The 17839-nt window shown below is 70.2% G+C and carries 18 protein-coding genes; 10 read left to right on the top strand and 8 right to left on the bottom strand.

The genetic code is table 11. The annotated features are described in order from the left end of the window. Positions 1-11: 11 nt before the first annotated feature. Together ACIBK4_RS13285 and ACIBK4_RS13280 are read left to right on the top strand one after the other, a co-directional pair. Complete coding sequence (locus tag ACIBK4_RS13285; protein WP_398994751.1) at positions 12-563, top strand: hypothetical protein; 552 nt, start codon at positions 12-14, stop codon at positions 561-563. Further along, positions 553-1530: a serine/threonine-protein kinase gene (locus ACIBK4_RS13280; RefSeq protein WP_398994750.1), complete on the top strand. Its 978-nt coding sequence runs from the start codon at positions 553-555 to the stop codon at positions 1528-1530. Before ACIBK4_RS13285 ends, ACIBK4_RS13280 begins: the two co-directional genes overlap by 11 nt. Positions 1531-1608: 78 nt before the next feature. On the opposite strand, the gene ACIBK4_RS13275 is transcribed toward ACIBK4_RS13280, so the two are convergent. Both ACIBK4_RS13275 and ACIBK4_RS13270 read right to left on the bottom strand, forming a co-directional pair. Next, positions 1609-2022 (bottom strand): nuclear transport factor 2 family protein, encoded by a 414-nt coding sequence (locus ACIBK4_RS13275; protein WP_398994749.1) that lies wholly within the window; start codon positions 2020-2022, stop codon positions 1609-1611. 31 nt (positions 2023-2053) lie between these two features. Next, complete coding sequence (locus ACIBK4_RS13270; RefSeq protein ID WP_398994748.1) at positions 2054-3343, bottom strand: streptophobe family protein; 1290 nt, start codon at positions 3341-3343, stop codon at positions 2054-2056. 161 nt (positions 3344-3504) lie between these two features. Between ACIBK4_RS13270 and ACIBK4_RS13265 the strand changes: the two genes are divergently transcribed. Beyond that, the gene (locus ACIBK4_RS13265; RefSeq protein WP_398994747.1) at positions 3505-4761 is read left to right on the top strand and encodes a DUF6777 domain-containing protein; all 1257 of its coding nucleotides are present in this window, start codon (positions 3505-3507) and stop codon (positions 4759-4761) included. Positions 4762-4844: 83 nt separating this feature from the next. After that, on the top strand, positions 4845-5306 hold the full coding sequence (locus ACIBK4_RS13260; RefSeq protein ID WP_398994746.1) for an ATP-binding protein: 462 nt from the start codon (positions 4845-4847) through the stop codon (positions 5304-5306). 15 nt (positions 5307-5321) lie between these two features. Here ACIBK4_RS13260 and ACIBK4_RS13255 read toward each other — a convergent pair whose 3' ends face one another. After that, positions 5322-6101 (bottom strand): class I SAM-dependent methyltransferase, encoded by a 780-nt coding sequence (locus ACIBK4_RS13255; protein WP_398994745.1) that lies wholly within the window; start codon positions 6099-6101, stop codon positions 5322-5324. Between the two features lie 87 nt (positions 6102-6188). Between ACIBK4_RS13255 and ACIBK4_RS13250 the strand changes: the two genes are divergently transcribed. Beyond that, the gene (locus ACIBK4_RS13250) at positions 6189-6581 is read left to right on the top strand and encodes a helix-turn-helix domain-containing protein (protein ID WP_398994744.1); all 393 of its coding nucleotides are present in this window, start codon (positions 6189-6191) and stop codon (positions 6579-6581) included. 9 nt (positions 6582-6590) lie between these two features. Here the strand turns inward: ACIBK4_RS13250 and ACIBK4_RS13245 are convergent, their stop codons facing one another. The 3 genes from ACIBK4_RS13245 to ACIBK4_RS13235 form a co-directional block, all read right to left on the bottom strand. Further along, complete coding sequence (locus ACIBK4_RS13245) at positions 6591-7193, bottom strand: ClpP family protease (RefSeq protein ID WP_033280765.1); 603 nt, start codon at positions 7191-7193, stop codon at positions 6591-6593. A gap of 1 nt (position 7194) precedes the next feature. Then, complete coding sequence (locus ACIBK4_RS13240) at positions 7195-7848, bottom strand: ClpP family protease (RefSeq protein ID WP_398994743.1); 654 nt, start codon at positions 7846-7848, stop codon at positions 7195-7197. Between the two features lie 138 nt (positions 7849-7986). Further along, positions 7987-9210 carry an epoxide hydrolase family protein gene (locus tag ACIBK4_RS13235; RefSeq protein WP_398994742.1) on the bottom strand — a complete coding sequence of 408 codons (1224 nt, stop codon included), beginning with the start codon at positions 9208-9210 and terminating at the stop codon, positions 7987-7989. A 121-nt stretch (positions 9211-9331) separates the two neighbouring features. Between ACIBK4_RS13235 and ACIBK4_RS13230 the strand changes: the two genes are divergently transcribed. After that, the gene (locus ACIBK4_RS13230) at positions 9332-9835 is read left to right on the top strand and encodes a VOC family protein (protein WP_398994741.1); all 504 of its coding nucleotides are present in this window, start codon (positions 9332-9334) and stop codon (positions 9833-9835) included. A 14-nt stretch (positions 9836-9849) separates the two neighbouring features. On the opposite strand, the gene ACIBK4_RS13225 is transcribed toward ACIBK4_RS13230, so the two are convergent. Both ACIBK4_RS13225 and ACIBK4_RS13220 read right to left on the bottom strand, forming a co-directional pair. Then, the gene (locus ACIBK4_RS13225; RefSeq protein WP_398994740.1) at positions 9850-12378 is read right to left on the bottom strand and encodes a beta-L-arabinofuranosidase domain-containing protein; all 2529 of its coding nucleotides are present in this window, start codon (positions 12376-12378) and stop codon (positions 9850-9852) included. A gap of 181 nt (positions 12379-12559) precedes the next feature. Then, entirely contained in the window at positions 12560-13318 is a 759-nt protein-coding gene (locus tag ACIBK4_RS13220) for an ABC transporter ATP-binding protein (RefSeq protein ID WP_398994739.1), read from the bottom strand. Between the two features lie 156 nt (positions 13319-13474). On the opposite strand from ACIBK4_RS13220, the gene ACIBK4_RS13215 reads away from it, so the two are divergent. From ACIBK4_RS13215 to ACIBK4_RS13200, 4 genes are all read left to right on the top strand, one after another. Next, positions 13475-14509, top strand: a complete 1035-nt coding sequence (locus tag ACIBK4_RS13215) for an ABC transporter substrate-binding protein (RefSeq protein ID WP_398994738.1) — start codon at positions 13475-13477, stop codon at positions 14507-14509. Next, positions 14506-15315, top strand: coding sequence for a class I SAM-dependent methyltransferase (locus tag ACIBK4_RS13210; RefSeq protein WP_398994737.1), 810 nt, complete (start codon positions 14506-14508; stop codon positions 15313-15315). Before ACIBK4_RS13215 ends, ACIBK4_RS13210 begins: the two co-directional genes overlap by 4 nt. Beyond that, on the top strand, positions 15312-16070 hold the full coding sequence (locus ACIBK4_RS13205; protein WP_398994736.1) for an ABC transporter permease: 759 nt from the start codon (positions 15312-15314) through the stop codon (positions 16068-16070). The genes ACIBK4_RS13210 and ACIBK4_RS13205 overlap by 4 nt, the downstream gene beginning before the upstream one ends. 185 nt (positions 16071-16255) lie before the next feature. Continuing rightward, positions 16256-17839, top strand: coding sequence for an ABC transporter substrate-binding protein (locus tag ACIBK4_RS13200; RefSeq protein ID WP_398994735.1), 1584 nt, complete (start codon positions 16256-16258; stop codon positions 17837-17839).

Below are 17839 nucleotides of genomic sequence, written 5' to 3'. Positions count from 1 at the left end.
GGGCCGCCGCGATGACGCTCCCGCCCCCCGGCTTCCGGCCCACGCATGTCGTCCCCGAGCATGGGATGCCCGCCTGGGAGGCCCCGGACCCCGCGCGTCCCACCGTGCCGCTCGACGCGCTGCTCCCGGTGCAACTGCTGGAGCGGCGCGGCGACTGGGCCCACGCCCTGTGCTCCAACGGCTGGTCCGCCTGGGTCGACGGCCGCCACCTCATCTCCGTCTCCCAGGACCCGCCGGCGGCGGGCGGCCCGCTGACCCGCACCGCCGACCCGCGCCCGCTGCTGGCCCGCGCCGAACAGGCCCTCGCCCGCTACCGCAGCGCCGTCGAGGACCTCGCGGGCGGCGGCCTGGACGGCGCCACCTTCCAGGGCCGCACGAAGGGCCTGCGGATCGGGGTGGTCGTCGACGGCGAATCCGTCTGGCTCTACGACTCCGACCACGAGCGCTGGGTCTACGGCGACGGCACCCGCCTCAGCACCTACGCCTCCGGCGACGGACCCCGCGCCGAACCGGCCGACCCCGGGCACGCCCCCACCCAGGTCGTGAGCCCCGATGGCCCGTGACGCGAGCCTCTTCTCCGGGCGCCCCTCCGAACTGGTCGGGCAGCAGATCGCCGGCTACCGCATCGAGGACGAGATCGGGCGCGGCGGCATGGCGGTCGTGTACCGCGCCCACGACCTGCGCCTCGAACGCACGGTCGCCCTGAAGCTCCTCGCCCCCGAACTCGCCCGCAATGACACCTTCCGCAAACGCTTCACCCACGAGTCCCGGGTCGCCGCCGCGATCGACCATCCGCACATCGTCCCCGTCTTCGAGGCGGGGGAGACGGACGGGGTGCTGTACATCGCGATGCGGTACGTCGCCGGCAGTGATCTGCGTCATCTCCTTGACCGGGAGGGGCCGTTGGCGCTTCCGACGGCCGTGCGGATCGCCACGCAGGTCGCGTCCGCGCTGGATGCCGCCCATGAACACGGGCTGGTCCACCGGGATGTGAAACCCGGGAACATCCTGGTTGCCCGCGGTACGGACAGCGATCATCCCGAGCACGTGTACCTCACCGACTTCGGTCTGACGAAGAAGTCGCTGTCACTCACCGGGTTCACGACCGTGGGGCAGTTCGTCGGTACGCTCGACTATGTGGCGCCTGAGCAGATCTCGGGGCGGCCGGTGGACGGGCGGTGCGATGTGTACGGGCTGGCGTGTGTCGTCTACGAGACGTTGGCGGGGCGGCCGCCGTTTCGGCGGGACGATGACATGGCTTTGTTGTGGGCGCACCAGTACGACTTGCCTCCGGCGGTCAGTGAGGTTCGGGGTGGTTTGCCGGGGCACGTCGACGGGGTTTTCGCGAGGGCGTTGGCGAAGAGTCCTGATGATCGGTACGAGTCCTGCCTGGCGTTTGTGACGGAGTTGCGTGGGGGTGGTTCTGGGCATGCGGCGACCGAGGTGGATGTGCGGGTGGGACGGGGGAGAGATGAACGGCCTCCTGCGCCGCCGCGGTGGGCCGAACCCGTGTTCAGGCGGCGTGACTGAAGTGTTTCGGGTGCGGGTTCGTCGTGGCTGGTCGCGCAGTTCCCCGCGCCCCTTCAGGGCGCGCTGCAGTTGCCGGCACTAGAACTTGCCCGCGCCGTTCAAGGGCACGCGTCGCGCCTCGACTTTTCGACGAGCAATCCGCCAACCCAGCCCCACCCGCACCACCGTGTCCACATACGTCACCGATCCGCACGAGCCGTCCGTCCTGATGCCCAGGCCCTTTGATCGCGCTCGGATCTCGCCGTCCGGGAGTTCCTCGATCACCACGTTCGTCACGTGGTGCGCGACGGGGTTCCCTGGGCCCAACGTGAGGGCCGCGTCCACGAGTTGGGGGAGGCCGGTGAGCGTGGGTTGGCCGAAGTCCGTGAGGTCGTACTCGACGTCCGGGGTGAACACCTCGGCCAGGTGGTCGAGTTCGCCCTCGTCGGCCAGGTGGCCGTGCAGTGCGATCAACTCCGTTATGGCCAGGCGGTCTTCAAGAGGCAATGCCATGTCTGCCCTTCCCTTGGATGGGCGCACACTCTCATGGCTGGTGCTGGGGCTGCTGGGGAATTTCGACCTCGCCCCGCCGGTGGACCGGCCTCGCCAACAGGGCCCCGAGGAATCCCGCCACCAACCCCCACACCGCGGCCAGCCCCATCGCCGACCACAATTCCGGCTTCAGGAACAGGTCCCCGGACAAGCCGCCGCCCACGTCGCCGATGCCGAGGAGGGAGAGGCCGTAGTGGGCGGAGATCCGGCCGACGAGGCAGATCATGAGGACCGCGAGGGCGAAGGCGACCGCGAGGTGGACGGCGTGTTGCCAGGCGCGTACGTGGGCCGGGGAACGGACGGCCATCAGGAAGGCGGCGGCCAGGAGCAGGACCGCGTCCATGACCAGGAGCCACCACACGCGGCCGTCGTAGGCGGCGAGCGAGTGCAGATTGAGCGTGGAGATGTCCGGGGTGCGCAGGACCTCGTCCAGGAGGTGCGGCATGGGCAGGCCGAAGGGGCCGTCGACGCGGCCGTTCCAGGTGGCGCCCAGGCCGATCGTGAGGGCCAGCCAGACCAGGTTCGGCATGCCCAGCAGGATCAGGGCGAAGGTCTGGGTGGTGTTGCCTCGGGTCGCCGCCGTGACGAGGGCCAGGACGACGCCGAGCGCCACGTAGGTCAGTAGGAGGGCTACGACTGCGAACGCGGCCGGGCGTACCGACGCGTGGAAGCGGAGGAGGCGGGCGGGGAGAGGTGCGCCTGGGGAGACCAGGAGGGACAGCACCAGTACTCCGGCCAGCCACAGCAGGCCGTACAGCACCGTCTGTGCTACGTCCGCCTCGAAGCCGACCTCGGGGGACGTGCCCAGCAGGTCGCCGATGTCGCCGAGGGTTCCGGTGCCCAGGGAGATCGAGAACTTCTGGCGTGCGCCGAGGGCCAGGCCGATCAGGCCCAGTAGCCACAGGACGGCGATGCGAGCGGCCCAGCCCGACAGTTCCGTGGCCGAGGCGACCGCGCGGTGTCGGAGGGGGCGTAGGAAGGCTGCCGCGGTTGTCAGGGCGCCGGCCAGGGTCACCGAGAGGGGGATGACGGTCAGGCCTGCCTTGGTGGTGGCCAGGGAGCCCGCGTTCCCGGTGAGTTTCACGGTGCCGCCCACCGCCGTCACCACTGTCGCCGTGACGACCCGGGGGAACGCGCCGTCGGGGAGGTCCGTCGCGCCCGCCGCCCACAGGCCCAGCGCGGACACCAGGACCATGGCGAGCAGTCCGGCCAGCACCGTGCCGAGCGCCTGGAGCCAGCCGTGGCGGGCTACCGCCTGGTCAGAAGGGGTTCGGGGGGTCACACGGCCACGCTAAGCAGCGGCCGGGGAGCACGCCCGCCGGGAGGGCCGTCCGCGTCGGCTTGCGGGCGGACCATGATCCGAGCACACAATGGGTTCGTTGTGGATAAAGCGGCACAAATCGCTATGAATGCCGCTGTCGACCGCGTCGGGAAGAAGAGCTCGTGAGCGTCGAACCTCCGTCTTCAGGCCGCCCCACCGGACCGCCTTCCGGCCCGCTGTCGGGACCCTCCCAGCCGCCTTCGGGCCCGCCCTCGCAGCCCTCGGGCGGCGGCGGTGCCGGGGCGCCGGAGCCGCATCGGCCCTGGTGGAAGTCGGTGCCGCGCGTCGCGATCCTCACGGCCGTCGTGGTGGCCGCCGTGGTGCTGGGCCTCGTCTTCACCCGTTCCGACGGCGGTTCGAGCAACACCGCGAGCAAGGGCGAGGTCTTCCTGCAGTCCGCGGCCAAGACCGGCCCCGACCCGTTCACGGAGTCCACGGCGACCGAGAACTCCGCCCCGCCCGTCAGCGCGTCCCCCACCGCCTCGGAACCGGCGAACGCCGTACGCGGTGTCGACGGCGGCGCCCCCGGCCTCTACGGCGGCACCCAGAACGTCTCCAGCTGTGACGTCGAGAAGCAGATCAAAGCCCTGAACGCGGCCCCGGCGAAGAAGCAGGCGTTCGCGTCCGTCGTCGGCGTCCAGCCCGCCGGAGTCCCCGCCTATCTGCGCTCACTCACCCCCGTACAGCTGCGCATGGACACCCGCGTCACCAACCACGGCTACCGCGACGGTGCCGCCACCAGCTACCAGGCCGTCCTCCAGGCCGGCACCGCCGTCCTCGTCGACAACCACGGCGTGCCCCGCGTCCGCTGCGCCTGTGGCAACCCCCTGTCGCCCCCCGTCGCGCAGCAGACCACCCCCAAGCGCACCGGCGACACCTGGTCCTCGTACCGGCCGCAGAACGTCGTCGTGGTCACCCCCGCACCGCAGATCATCAACATCTTCGTGATCTACGACCCCGACAACCACCACTGGTTCGGCCGCCACCACGGCGACACGGGCAAGCACGACCACAAGACCCCGCCCCCGGTGAACCCGGCCAGTCCCTCGGTGACCGTGTCCCCGCCGACCTCGCCGTCCTCCAACTCCCCGTCCGCGTGCGCCTCCACGGCCCCCGGCACACCGGGAACGCCCGGCACGTCCACCAGCCCGTGCCCGCCGACGTCGAGCGCACCGTCCTCGTCGTCGCCGAGTTCGGAGTCCCCGTCGAGCCCGAAGTCGCCGTCCTCCGAGCCGCCGTCGACGGAGTCGTCGGCAGCCTCCTCGGCATCATCGGCCTCGTCCTCCCCACCCGAATCGCTCGCTTCCGATACGACCACGACCTCGTCGTCCAGCTTCAGCGCGCCGGTTTCCTCGGGGTCGATTTCACCGTCACTCTGATCGGGGGGACTGCCGGGCGTGGGGCTGGGTACGAGCACTGGTACGACAGCGACCGGCACAGCCGCCTTCCGAGAGAGACACGCATGATCGACCACCGGGACGGGGTAGTGATACCGACTCGTTTCGACGTGCCCGTGGAACCGCTGCGGCGGGCGGCGCACTACACCGGCGAACCGGGCTGCATCTCAGCGGCCCGGCACTTCACCCACCAGTTCCTGGAACAGCTCAGAACCGAGTGGTGTGCCACCATCGACGACCAGTCCGACGGCGAACTGCTCCTGCTGGTCAGCGAGTTGGTCACCAACGCGGACCGGCACAGCAACGGGCCGTACATCCTGGAACTGGAGGGCACGGACACCTCGGTGACGGTGTCCGTCTGCGACAGCAGCGTCGCCCTGCCCCGGCTGTTCGCCCGGGACCCCGAGCGCATCGGCCGGCACGGCCTGGAGATAGTCCACGCCCTGGCCGCGCAGGTGAGCGTCGAACGGATTCCGGTCGGCAAGCGGGTGCGCGCCGTGGTGCGCCTGAGCGGCGAGGACCGCTAGAGGGTCGTCAGGAGATCACGCCCCGGTCCGGGTGACCGTGATCAACTCGTGCAGGTACCGCTTGGTGACCCGGCCGCCGAACCGCGTCTCCAGCAGCTCCCGCAGACAGGCCGGCAGACCCTGGCGCGCGGGCTCGTCCATCGCGAGATGGTTCGAGTACGTGAGTACGACGTCGAGGTACTCGTCGGTCGAGTACGTGATCTCCTGCGCCCCGCGCCACACCGTGACGTCCCCGAAGTGTGCGGAACGCTCGAACTCCCGTGTGTCCGTTGCCGTTTCGTCCTCGGTGGGACTCCGGAAGCCGGGCGGAGTGGCCGGGTCCCAGCGTTCGTAGCACTCCTGCATCCGGTCGAAGAAGTCCTGCGTGCCGCCCGCCACATGGTGCGTGGTGACGACCGCGAGCCGCCCGCCGGGACGCAGTGCGGACGCCGTCTTCGGAAGGAACGTCCGCGGCTCGAACCAGTGGTACGCCGTCGCGATCACCGCCAGGTCGAACGGCTCGTCCGGCACCTCCCACAGCTCGAAGTCCGCGACCTGCACGTCCGCTCGCGGGAACCCGCTCAGATTGCGCCGGGCCACCGCCGCGAGCGAAGGGCCGAGTTCCACGGCGGTCAGCCGGCAGCCGAACTCGGCGAGCGGGACGGTGAGTTGGCCGGTGCCGGGGGCGATCTCCAGGACCCGGATGTCCGGGCCGAGGTTCGCTGTCCGGGCCAGTTCGTCGATCAGTGGGCGCGGATACCGGGGGCGGGCCCGGTCGTAGCGCTCGGCCGCCCCGTCGAATGTGTCGCGCAGCACCGTTCCGGCACCCTTCGTATCGGCGATTCCCCCCAGGGCAGAATGCTGATCCCTTGCCCTCACGTCCACGGCTTTTAGTCTGAGGGGGTGAGCAACCAAGCGCCGAACCAAGCCCGCGTGATTCCGCTGCGCCCGCACGAGCCGGCCCCGCACCTGCCGGAGCCGCAGGTTCCCGCGCCCAAGGAACCCCTGTGGCGCGACCTGGTCGGTGACGTCCTGCGACGCGAACGCCTCGCCCAGGAGCGCACGTTGAAGGATGTGGCCGACGCCGCCCGGATCTCCATGCCGTATCTCTCGGAGGTGGAGCGGGGCCGCAAGGAGGCCTCCTCGGAGGTCATCGCGGCCGCCGCCCACGCCCTCGGACTCGACCTCGGCGACCTGCTGTCGCTGGCCGGGGACGAACTCGGCCGGCACCGCAGCAGGCGTCAAGGCAGGGTGACTTCGCCGTACAACGCGCGGCTCAGTCTGGTCGCCGCCTGACGACTCCGCTCAGGACGGGCCGAGGCGTCGGCTGACTACCTGATCGGCGAGGCCGTACGCCACGGCCTCCTGTGCGGTGAACACCTTGTCGCGGTCCATGTCGGCGCGCAGTGTGGGGATGTCGTGGTGGGTGTGCCGGGACAGCACCTCCTCGACCTGGGAGCGGATCCGCACCATCTCCTTCGCCTGGAGGGCGAGATCGGAGACCATGCCGCGCTGCCCGCCGCTCGCCGGCTGGCCGAGCAGCACGCGCGCGTGCTCCAGGACGAACCGGCGCCCCGGGTCCCCGCCGGCCAGCAGTACGGCCGCCGTCGACGCGGCCTGACCGACGCAGAACGTCGAGATCGGCGCCTGGACGTACGTCATCGTGTCGTAGATCGCCATCAGTGAAGTGAACGATCCCCCGGGCGAGTTGATGTAGATCGCGATCTCGCTCTCCGGCGACGACGACTCCAGATGGAGGAGTTGCGCGATGACGACGTTGGCGACGCCGTCGTCGATGTCGGTGCCGAGGAAGATGATCCGCTCGGACAGCAGCCGGCTGAACACGTCGTACGAACGCTCGCCGTTCGGGGTGCGCTCGACGACGTTCGGAATCGTGTACGTCCCCATGTCAGAGCCCCATCCGTCGCTTGGAGGCGGCCGGGCGCACGTCGTCCAGTGAGGCGACGACCCGGTCCACCATGCCGTACTCCTTGGCCTGTTCGGCCGTGAACCAGCGGTCGCGGTCGCCGTCGCGGGAGATGGTCTCCTCGCTCTGGCCCGTGTGCTGGGCGGTCAGTCGCTCGATGGTCTTCTTCGTGAAGTCCAGGTTCTCCGCCTGGATCTCGATGTCGGCCGTGGTGCCGCCGATGCCCGCCGACGGCTGATGCATCATGACCCGCGCGTGGGGGAGGGCGTAGCGCTTGCCGTGGGTGCCGACGCTGAGCAGGAACTGGCCCATGCTGGCCGCGAATCCCATGGTCAGCGTGGCGACGTCGTTCGGGATCAGCTGCATCGTGTCGTAGATCGCGAGGCCCGCCGTCACCGAGCCGCCGGGGCTGTTGATGTACAGGCTGATGTCCGTGCGCGGGTCCTCGGCGGACAGGAGCAGCAGCTGGGCGCAGATCCGGTTCGCGGAGACCTCGTCGACCTGCGTGCCGAGGAAGACGATCCGCTGGCCGAGCAGCTGGGCGGCGAGGTGGTCGTCGAACCGGGAGGACGGCGTGTCGAGCTCCTCGGCGCGTGGCATGAGGGCCGGCGCGAAACCGGCCGTGAGTGGAGACATGAGCACTCCTTGTCGAGGGTGTCGAAGGTGTGTCGTGACCTGTCTCCACTGTCGGCCGACAACGCCCCGGCCTGGGGGTTTCTAGGCCCTCAGCAGATTCGCCGGGAGCAGAGTCTCAGTCGGCGTCCTAGGGGCCGGTCAGTCGACGCCCTTCTCGCGGAGTTCCCGGAAGAACGCCCGTACGTCCTCGGCCAGCAGGTCCGGTTCCTCCATCGCGGCGAAATGGCCGCCCCGGTCGAGCCGGGTCCAGCGGACGATGTTCTCGGTGCGCTCGGCCTTGTGGCGGAGCGGGATCTGGGTCTCGGCCGGGAAGAGGGCCAGGGCGGTCGGGGTGGTGGAGGGGAGGGTGGGTGCGGCGGCCCGGGTGCCGGTGGCGTGGGCCCGCTCGTAGTAGATGCGGGCGGCCGAACCGGCCGTCCCCGTCAGCCAGTACAGCATCACGTTGGTGAGCATCCGGTCCCGGTCCACGGCCTCCTCGGGCAGCTCCTCCGAGTCGGTCCACTCCCTGAACTTCTCGACGATCCAGGCGAGTTGGCCGACCGGCGAGTCCGTGAGGCCGTATGCCAGGGTCTGTGGGCGGGTGGCGTGGAGGACGGCGTATCCGGTGCCCTCGCGCGACCAGGCGGACCAGCGGCGCCAGGACTCCTCGGCGTCCGCCCGGTCCTCGGGGCCGAGTGCGGCCAGTTCCTCGGCGGTGGGCTCGGTGGTCGCCTGCGCGCCGGGCAGCAGGTTGAGGTGGACGCCGATGACTCGGTCGGGGTGGGCGCGGCCCAGCTCGCGGGAGATCGCCGAGCCCCAGTCGCCGCCCTGTGCGCCGAACCGGTCGTAGCCGAGCCGTCGCATCAACTCGGCCCAGGCGTCGGCGATCCGGCCCGCCTCCCAGCCGGTGTCGGCCGGCGGGCCGGAGAGTCCGAAGCCGGGGATGCTCGGCACGACCACGTGGAAGGCGTCGGCGGGGTCGCCGCCGTGGGCGGCCGGGTCGGTCAACAGGCCCACGATGTCGAGGAATTCGACGATCGAGCCCGGCCAGCCGTGCGTGATGATCAGCGGGGTGGCGTCCGGTTCGGGGGAGCGGATGTGCGCGAAGTGGACGGTCGTCCCGTCGATGGTGGTGGTGAACTGCGGCCACGCGTTCAGCTCGGCCTCGGCCGCACGCCAGTCGTACGTGTGGCGCCAGTACCGGACCAGTTCTCGCAGATAGTCGGCCGGGACGCCGTAGGCCCAGCCGGTGCCGGGGAGCTCGTCGGGCCAGCGGGTGCGGTCGAGGCGAGCGTGCAGGTCGTCGAGGTCGGCCTGCGGGATGTCGATGCGGAACGGGTCGATACGGGACGGTTGGACGCTGTCTGCCTGCGGGGACGTCATGGAACCGGAGCCTAGTTCCGCGCGGCGGATCGGCCACCCGGATTATCCGGCCGTCCGACCGATGAGTTTCGCGGCGGGCCGGGGTCGATACAGATGACCGTGTTCGATGCCCCCGGAGCCCATGGAGGAGCTCATGACCACCGACGCACCCACCGACGGATTCACCACGTGTCTCTGGTTCGACGGCCAGGCCGAGGAAGCCGCCCACCACTACGTGTCGATCTTCAAGAACTCCAGCATCGGCCGCATCAGCCACTACGGCGAGGGCGCCCCTCAGCCGGCGGGCTCGGTGCTCACCGTGGAGTTCACGGCCCTCGGCCAGAAGTTCGTCGGGCTGAACGGCGGCCCGGAGTTCAAGTTCACCGAGGCGATCTCCTTCCAGATCCCGTGCGAGAACCAGGAGGACATCGACTACTACTGGGCCAAGCTCACCGACGGCGGCGAGCCCGGCCCGTGCGGCTGGCTCAAGGACAAGTTCGGCGTGTCCTGGCAGGTCGTCCCCAACCGGCTCATCGAGATGATCACCGACCCGGACCCCGCGAAGGTCGCCCGCGCGACCGCGTCCTTCATGGCGATGAGCAAGTTCGACCTCGCCGCGTTGGAGAAGGCCTTCGCGGGGGAGTGACGGCGACCCCTCGGTCACGTCGACGGTGCCTGCGCCAGCGTCGCCACCTCGGCGGCGCTCAGCGCCCTGCCGTGGACCCGGAAGTCGTCGACCGCGCCCTTCAGGTACGGGTCGGCGTACTGCGACCTGCCGAGGTAACCGGCGCGGATGTGGTTGCCGAAGCGGCGCGGCTCCACGGTGACGGCCGCGTTCCGGCCGGCCTCGGCGCCGTCGACGTACAGGACGGCCGTCCCGTCGCCGTACGTCACCGCCACGTGCACCCAGCGGTCGATGGGCAGTGGGGCGGCGTCGATGCGCTGCTCGGCGCCCGCCCCGCCCGCGGTGATCGCGTACCGCAGGGTGCCGTCACCGCTGAGCGGGGTCAGGAACATGTTCGCGGTGACACCGGTACCGAGGTCGAAGATCCGGCTCCATACACCGGGTTGACCGTCCAGCCGCACCCACCCGGCGAGCGAGTAGGCGGACGCCCCCGCCAACAGGTCCTCGGCGAGCGCCACATGACCGTCGACCCCGTCCAGCGCGACCGCGCCGCCGAGGCGCCCGTCCGCCAACCATGAGGCACCGCCGACCAGTTGGGCCGTACGGCCATTGCCGGTCGCGTCGGACGCTGCCGTGCCCGAGGTCTCGTCGAAGCGGTGCCAGGCGGCGAACTCCGGGGGAGGGGGCGGAGGTTCGCCGGTCAGCCAGTACACCGAGTAGTGCTGGTGATGGACGCGGGCGATCGGCAGCAGGGTCACCTCCGCGTCGTCCGCGCGGGCGGTGAAGCGCAGAGGATTCGACGACTCCTGCCGTACGGAGTCGACGTCCAGGCGTGACAGCCAGGGATCGGCCTGCTCGCCGAACGCCCCTGCCAGCACCACCGGGCCGTGCAACACCGCCTGTACGTCGGGGTCGTCGGGGGTCGGCTCGACGACCGTGCGCATCGGCAGGGACACCTCGATGCGGTCGCCGGTGCGCCACGCGCGCTCCAGGGTGAGCCAACTGCCGGGTGGCGGACGGTCCGGCAGCGTACGGCCGTTGAGGCTCGCGCGGGCGCCGGATGCCCAGGCCGGGATGCGGATGCGCAGCCGGTGTGCGGCCCGGCCGGCGGTGACCGTCAGGGTGGTGGTGGAGCGGTCCGGGAAGCCGGTGGTCTGGCGCCAGGTGATGCCCCGTTCGCGCCAGACGACCTGCGAGGGGATGAACAGGTTGACCAGCAGGCTGTGTTCGTCGTGCGTGTAGATCGTGTCGGCGAACTTGGCCTGTGTCTCCATGCCGGTGCCGTGGTCGCAGGAGAAGTTGTCGTAGTCCGTGGAGTAGGCGTTCGGATCCGTGCCCATGAAGGACGGCTGGCGCTTGAACGAGCCCGGGGCCAGGCCGGTGTAGTAGATGTTGAAGCCGTGCTCGGAGTCCGGGTCCTGCTCGCCCAGCATCTGGTTGAACAGGGCCCGTTCGTAGAAGTCGAGCAGTTCGACGCGGTCCGGGGTGTGGAAGTGCAGCAGCCGGGTCAGCTTGAGCATGTTGTAGCTGTTGCAGTTCTCGCAGGTGTTGTCGGACAACTGCCCTGCCACGACGTCGGGTTCGTGGAACGCTTCGCCGTTGCTGTTGCCGCCGATGACGTACGAGTGATGGCCGGTGACGATCTCCCAGAAGTTCGCGGCGATCGTGCGGTACCGCTCCGGCAGCCCCTCCTCCCACAGCCGCAGCGCCCCGACCATCTTCGGGATCTGCGTGTTGGCGTGCAGCCCGGCGAGTCGGTCCTCATTGCGGGCCAGCGGGTCGAAGACCCGGGCATGCGTGAAGCGTTCGGCGACATCGAGCCAAGTGCCGTCCCCGGTAAGGGAATGCAGATCGGCGAGCACGTCGTTCATCCCGCCGAACTCGGTCTCCAGCACCCGCTGCATCTGCTCGTACGGCAGCTTCGCGGTCCGCGCGTCGACCCAACGCGCCTGCCGCAGCACCACGTCGAGGGCCTGGTCGTTCCCGGCCAGCCGGTACTGCTCGACCAGCCCCGCCATGATCTTGTGGATCGTGTAGTACGGCGCCCACACCCCGGTCCCGGCCTCCAGCCGGTCGAAGAAGCTCTCCGGGAACGCGGACAGATATCCCTTGCCGAAACCGGCCGCGGGCGAGGCTTCCTGACACTTCGCCAGCTCGGCGACGAGGGTACGGCCCTTGTCGCGGAGGCTCGCGTCACCGGTGTTGGCGTACGCGAGGGCGAGACCGGAGAGCAGATGGCCGGTGGAGTGACCGCGCAGCTCCACGTCCGGGCCCTCCCAGCCGCCGCAGGGCTCGGCACCGCTCGGCAGGCCGACGTTGGTGCGGAAGGTGTGCAGCAGCCGGTCGAGGGCGACGAAGCGCAGATAGGCCGAGTTGCGGCGCTGGTTGGCGCGGAACGGGCTGTCCAGCAGGGTCACGGCGGTGAGGGGGAAGGGGTGTGCCGGGGTGGGCGTGGATACGGCTCTGGTGGTGGCGTGCGCGGTCTCTCCGCCGGTGAGGGCGAGGGTCGCCGAGGTGGCACCGGCGGCTGCGAGTAACCGGCGTCTGCCGAGGGGTGCGGTCATCGTCAATGTCCTTCGCATGTCGGGGAGTCGGGGCGATGTCCCTGTCGCCGCTCCACTCCTGTTCGATATGCCGAATGCTGTGCGACATGCTGTGCGCGGAACACGCTATGCGTCGGTTGTGTGATGTCAACAGGGCCGGGAGAGGCCGTAGTTGCCCGTGAGGCGATCGCGGGTCGGGGGTTCAGCTCTCGCTGTCCAGCAACAGCGCGTGCAACTCGGCCGCCCGTCGGGCCAGTTGCTCCGCCTGGTCGGCCTTGGCGCGGGTGCGCGGCCGGGGCAGGGTGATGTCGAGGACCGTACGGATCCGGCCGGGCCGGGGCGTGAGGACGACCACCCGATCGGCGAGCAGGACCGCCTCGTCCACGGAGTGCGTGACGAGGACGACGGTGGACGGATGCTCGCGGTGCGCGCGCTGCAATTCGGCGCACAACTCGTCCCGGGTGAGCGCGTCGAGCGCGGAGAACGGCTCGTCCATCAGCAGCACCCGGGGCCGCTGCATGAGCGAGCGGCACAGCGCCACCCGCTGCTGCATCCCGCCGGACAGCTCGTGCGGCAGACGGCGCTGGAAGCCGTCCAGGCCCATCGTCTCGATCAGTCCCAGCGCCAGTTTCCGCGAGCCGTTCTTCCGGTCGCCCGCAATCTCCGCAGGCAGCAGCACGTTGTCCAGCACCGACCGCCACGGCAGCAGCGCCGGACGCTGGAAGAGGACCGCGCAGTCGCGGCGCGGACCGGTCACGGCACGGCCGCCCATCAGAACCTCGCCCCGCGTCGGCGATGCCAGCCCGGCGATCAGCCGGAGCAACGTCGACTTGCCGCACCCGGACCGCCCGACGACCGCCACGAACTCGCCGTCGGCCGCCTCCAGATCGATGTCGTGAAGCGCTTCGACGGAGCCCCGCCGATGCGCGAACTCCTTGGACACACCCCGTAATTGGATCACGCGTCGACTCCCGTCGGCCGCCGTGCGCGGAGTACCGAAAATCGCTCTGCTGGATTGTGACATGCTCGCGTACGCTTTTCCGGATCGCGACCCCGGCGATATAGCCCCGTCAAGTGCCGCCGTCCCCCCACCCATTCCCCCGTCAGGGGAGGTCGCATGATCCGCTCATACCGCACGGCGACGGTGTTCTGTGCGGCGGCCACGTTACTGGCCGCCGCTGCCTGTGACTCCAACTCCTCTTCCAAGGACCCGAGTTCGGCCAAGGACCACATCACCTACGTCACCGCCTTCGGTGCGGCAGGGCGGGACGCCTTCGCCTGGGTGGCCGAGCAGAAAGGCTATTTCCGGCAGGCCGGAATCGACGTGAAGATCGAACTCGGAAAAGCAGCCGGAGAGAACCTCAAGGCCCTCGCGTCCGGAAATGCGCAGTTCACGAGTTTGGACTTCACGGGCGCGATGATTTCCGCGGGCGCCAAGAACTCCACGGCCTATCGCGACTTCCGTGCCGTACTCGCCATCCACCAGCGGACCCTCGTCTCCATCATGGCGATGCAGGGCTCGGGGATCACGACTCCGAAGGACCTCACGGGCAAGCGGATCGCGGCCGCCGCCAACTCCGTGAACCAGCTGCTCTTCCCCGGCTACGCCAAGCTCGCCGGCATCGACACCGCGGGCGTCCGCTGGATCGCGGTCCAGCCCGTCCAGTTGGGCCCGGCCCTCGCGAGCGGAAAGGCCGACGCGCTCAGCACGTTCCTGATCGGCCGGCCCACCATCGAGAAGGCCACCGTGCAGGCCAGGTCGAAGCCTGTCGTGGTGTTCCCCTACAGCACCTACCTGCCCGACCTCTACGGCAACGCCACCGTCACCTCGGCCTCCATCGCCGCGAAGAAGCCGGACCTGGTCAAGCGCTTCCGCACGGCTCTCCTCAAGGGGCTGAAGTACACGATCCAACACCCCGACGAGGCCGGGAAGTTGCTGCACTCCGAGCACCCCGAGACGGACGCCACGGCCGCGACCGCGGAGATCAGGCTGATGACGCCGTCCGTGACCGCCGAGGGCGAGTCGTCCGTCGGCCTGATCACCGAGGCACGGATGCGGCGCGCCATCACCAGCCTCCAGAACGCCGGGGTCATCCAGCCCGGGATGGCCCCGCAGGACGTCGTCGACTTCACGGCCATGAAGGGGAGTTGACGGACTTGGAGACCCCGCTGCCGTACGTCTTCGACAACGACCACCCGGAAGCCGTCGACCGGCACGGCCAACTCCCCGCGATCCTCGACGCGTTCACGATCTCGCGGCTCACCTCCCTCGGAGACCTGACCGGTCGGCGCTGTCTGGAGACCGGCGCCGGAGGCGGCAGCGTCGCCGACTGGCTCGCCCGCGCCACGGGACCGACCGGGCGGGTGCTGGCCACCGACGTCAACACCCGTCATCTGCCCCCGAGTCCGCCGTACGACGTGCTCGTGCACGACCTGGAGAGCGACCCGGTGCCGGACGGACCGTGGGACGTGATCCACGCCCGGCTGGTGCTGCTGCACCTGCCCGGACGGGAGGCCGTTCTCCGAAGGCTCGCGGCGGCGCTCGCACCCGGTGGCGCACTTGTGGTGGAGGACTTCGAGACGACCTTCCGCAAGCTGGTGCTCGCGGCCCCGACGCCGGAGGCGGCCCAACTGGTCGACCGCTACCACGAGTTGCTCGTCGAACGGGTCCTGCCCGCCCACGGCAACGACCCCACCTGGGCGGGCCGGGTGCCCGCCGCCATGCTGGAGGCGGGCCTGACCGACGTGGACACCGTGATCGAGGCCCGGTCCTGGCCGGGCGGCACCGCGGGCGCGCTGCTGATCGGCGCCAACATCGCGCAGGCACGGGAGGACTTCCTGGCGGCCGGTATGACCGAGGCCCAACTCGACGAGCTGGGACGGCTGGTGGCCGACCCCCGGCTCCTGGTGCGCGGCCACTTCACCTACTCGACCATCGGTCGCAGGCCCGCCGCGTGAGACGCGTCCTGGCGGCGGGACCACCGGTCCTGGCGGCCGTGTGCGCCCTGGCCGCGTGGTGGCTGGCGACCGTCGCCTTCGGCATCCGGCCGTTCCTGCTGCCGTCACCGCCCGATGTCGTCCGTGCCTTCGACCGGCTGCCCGGCTATCTGCTCCGGCAGACCTGGCAGACGTTCACCGAGACGGCCGTCGGCTTCGGCCTCGCCGTGGGCGCGGGCCTCGCGACCGCCGTCCTGCTCACCGCGTCCCGGGGCGTGGAACGCGCGGTCATGCCGCTGCTGGTCGCCGTCAACGCCGTACCCAAGATCGCGGTGGCACCGCTCCTCGTGGTCTGGCTCGGCTTCGGGACCGCCCCGAAGGTGTTCATGGTGGCGCTGCTCGCCTGGTTCCCCGTGGTGGTGTCGACCATGGCCGGGCTGACCTCGGTCCCCCTGGAGCTGACCGAGCTGGCCCACTCTCTCACCGCGTCCCGCTGGCAGACCTACCGCAAGCTCCGCATCCCCTGGGCCCTGCCCCAGGTCTTCACCGGCCTGCGCCTCGGCGTCACCCTGGCCGTCGTCGGCGCGGTCGTCGGCGAGTTCGCGGGCGGCGACCAGGGCCTCGGCTACGTCATCGTGGCCTCCGGCGGCAACGCCGACACACCCCTCGCGTTCGCCGCGATGGCCCTGCTCAGCGCGATGAGCGTGCTGCTCTTCTACGTCGTCGTCCTCGCGGAGCGGGCGCTGCTGCCCTGGGCCCGCGAGATCACCGGCTGAGCGACCGCCGCCGTCTCTCCCTGCGGCCCCTGCGCGCCTTCTCCCGGTAACCAGTGCGTTTCGGACGTTAATTTCCGCCGCCAAAGGGTTGGCGGGAAACCATCCCCTCGCTATCGTTCACGCACTTCACTCAATCGTTCCGCTGAACGAATAGCTGAACGAATAGCGACAAGGACGGTCGGTACATGTCCGACATCCACCACCCGGGCCGCCGGTCGGTGCTCGCCGCGGGCGTCGCCTCGGCCGCCGCGCTCGGCGGGTCCTGGCTGCTGACCGGCTGCAGCGGGGCGGAGGCCGCCCCCGTCCTGCCGGCCGCCGCCCAGAAGGGCGCCCCCGACCGCGGCGGCACCCTGCGCATCGCCCGGCCGCCCGCGTCTGACGCCGAGACGCTGGATCCGGCCAGCTCCCTGTCCGCGTACGAATATCTGGGCGCCCTGTACAACCGGCTCGTCCGCGTCGCAGCGAACGGCGAGCTCGCCCCCGACCTCGCCGAGTCCTGGGAGACCGACGCCAAGGCCCGCACCTGGACCTTCCGCCTCCGCAAGGGCGTCGCCTTCCACAACGGTCGCGCCTTCACCTCCGCCGACGCCGCCTACACCCTGCGCCACATCCTCGACAAGGCGACGGCGTCCCCGCAGGCCGCGGTCCTCGCCCCGCTCATCGACCCCGCGAAGCTGGGCACGCCCGACGCCCACACGCTCGTCGTGCCGCTGAAGTCGCCGAACGCCGAGTTCCCGAGCCTGCTGACGCACTACAACTGCTACGTCATCCCCGACGGCAGCGCGAAGTCGATCGGCCGCACCGGCATCGGCACCGGCCCCTTCAAACTGGAGTCGTTCGCACCGGCGGGCCCCGGCCGCGTCACCGCGTACAAGGACCACTTCGCCGGCCGCCCCGTCCTCGACGCGATCGCCTTCTACTCGGTCGCCGACATGTCGGCCCGCTCAAACGCCTTGCTGGCAGGGCAGGTTGACCTGCTGTCCCAGACCAACCTCGACTTCGCGACCGCCCGCGTGGTGGCCGCCTCCGACCGCGCGACGATCGCCCGCGTGAAGAACGCCCAGTGGTACGTCCTCCCGATGCTCACCACCGAGAAGCCCTTCACCGACGTCCGCGTCCGCCAGGCCATGAAGCTCGCCTACGACCCCGAGCACGTGGTCAAGGTCGCTCTCCAGGGCGCGGGCACCCCCGGGTGGGACAACCCCGTACCGCCGAGCGACCCCGCGTACATCTCCGCCCACCCGAAGCACGACCCGGAGAAGGCGAAGTACCTGCTGAAGCAGGCGGGCCACGAGGGTCTGGCGATGGACCTCTACACCTCTTCCTACGACCCGCTGTTCACGCCGATGGCGCTCGCCTACCAGGACTCGGCGAAGCGCGCCGGTATCCGGATCAAGGTCAAGACGGCCTCGGCGGACTCCTATTACACGCAGATCTGGATGAAGAAGCCGTTGATGGCGACCTATTGGTTCACGGGCAGGCCCGTCGACCAGCTCTTCACCCAGATCTTCCGCAGCGGCTCCTCCTACAACGAGACCGCCTGGTCCGACAAGGAATTCGACGCGGTGCTCGACAGGGCCCGCGCCGAGATCGACGACACCAAACGGCGCGAACTCTACGGCGAGGCACAGACGTTGGTGATCGAGAAGGGCGGGGCGATGACCCCGATGTTCGCCGACCGGCTCGTCGGCATCTCCCGCAAGGTGCGCGGATACGCCGAGCACGGCTTCGAGTTCGACTACCTCAACATCGGCCTGAAGGGAGCCTGA

The organism is Streptomyces sp. NPDC050528, from assembly GCF_044457795.1.
Taxonomy (GTDB): Bacteria; Actinomycetota; Actinomycetes; order Streptomycetales; family Streptomycetaceae; genus Streptomyces.
The sequence above is the reverse complement of the archived record's forward strand: the minus strand, read 5'-3'. Positions and strand labels throughout refer to the sequence as shown.

Excerpts from the sequence above, each read along its gene's own strand:
- ACIBK4_RS13285 (WP_398994751.1), top strand. The coding sequence starts at position 12 with ATGACGCTCCCGCCCCCCGGCTTCCGGCCCACGCATGTCGTCCCCGAG.
- ACIBK4_RS13280 (WP_398994750.1), top strand. The coding sequence starts at position 553 with ATGGCCCGTGACGCGAGCCTCTTCTCCGGGCGCCCCTCCGAACTGGTC.
- ACIBK4_RS13275 (WP_398994749.1), bottom strand. The coding sequence starts at position 2,022 with ATGGCATTGCCTCTTGAAGACCGCCTGGCCATAACGGAGTTGATCGCA.
- ACIBK4_RS13260 (WP_398994746.1), top strand. The coding sequence starts at position 4,845 with ATGATCGACCACCGGGACGGGGTAGTGATACCGACTCGTTTCGACGTG.
- ACIBK4_RS13245 (WP_033280765.1), bottom strand. The coding sequence starts at position 7,193 with ATGGGGACGTACACGATTCCGAACGTCGTCGAGCGCACCCCGAACGGC.
- ACIBK4_RS13240 (WP_398994743.1), bottom strand. The coding sequence starts at position 7,848 with ATGTCTCCACTCACGGCCGGTTTCGCGCCGGCCCTCATGCCACGCGCC.
- ACIBK4_RS13235 (WP_398994742.1), bottom strand. The coding sequence starts at position 9,210 with ATGACGTCCCCGCAGGCAGACAGCGTCCAACCGTCCCGTATCGACCCG.
- ACIBK4_RS13230 (WP_398994741.1), top strand. The coding sequence starts at position 9,332 with ATGGAGGAGCTCATGACCACCGACGCACCCACCGACGGATTCACCACG.
- ACIBK4_RS13225 (WP_398994740.1), bottom strand. The coding sequence starts at position 12,378 with ATGACCGCACCCCTCGGCAGACGCCGGTTACTCGCAGCCGCCGGTGCC.
- ACIBK4_RS13215 (WP_398994738.1), top strand. The coding sequence starts at position 13,475 with ATGATCCGCTCATACCGCACGGCGACGGTGTTCTGTGCGGCGGCCACG.
- ACIBK4_RS13200 (WP_398994735.1), top strand. The coding sequence starts at position 16,256 with ATGTCCGACATCCACCACCCGGGCCGCCGGTCGGTGCTCGCCGCGGGC.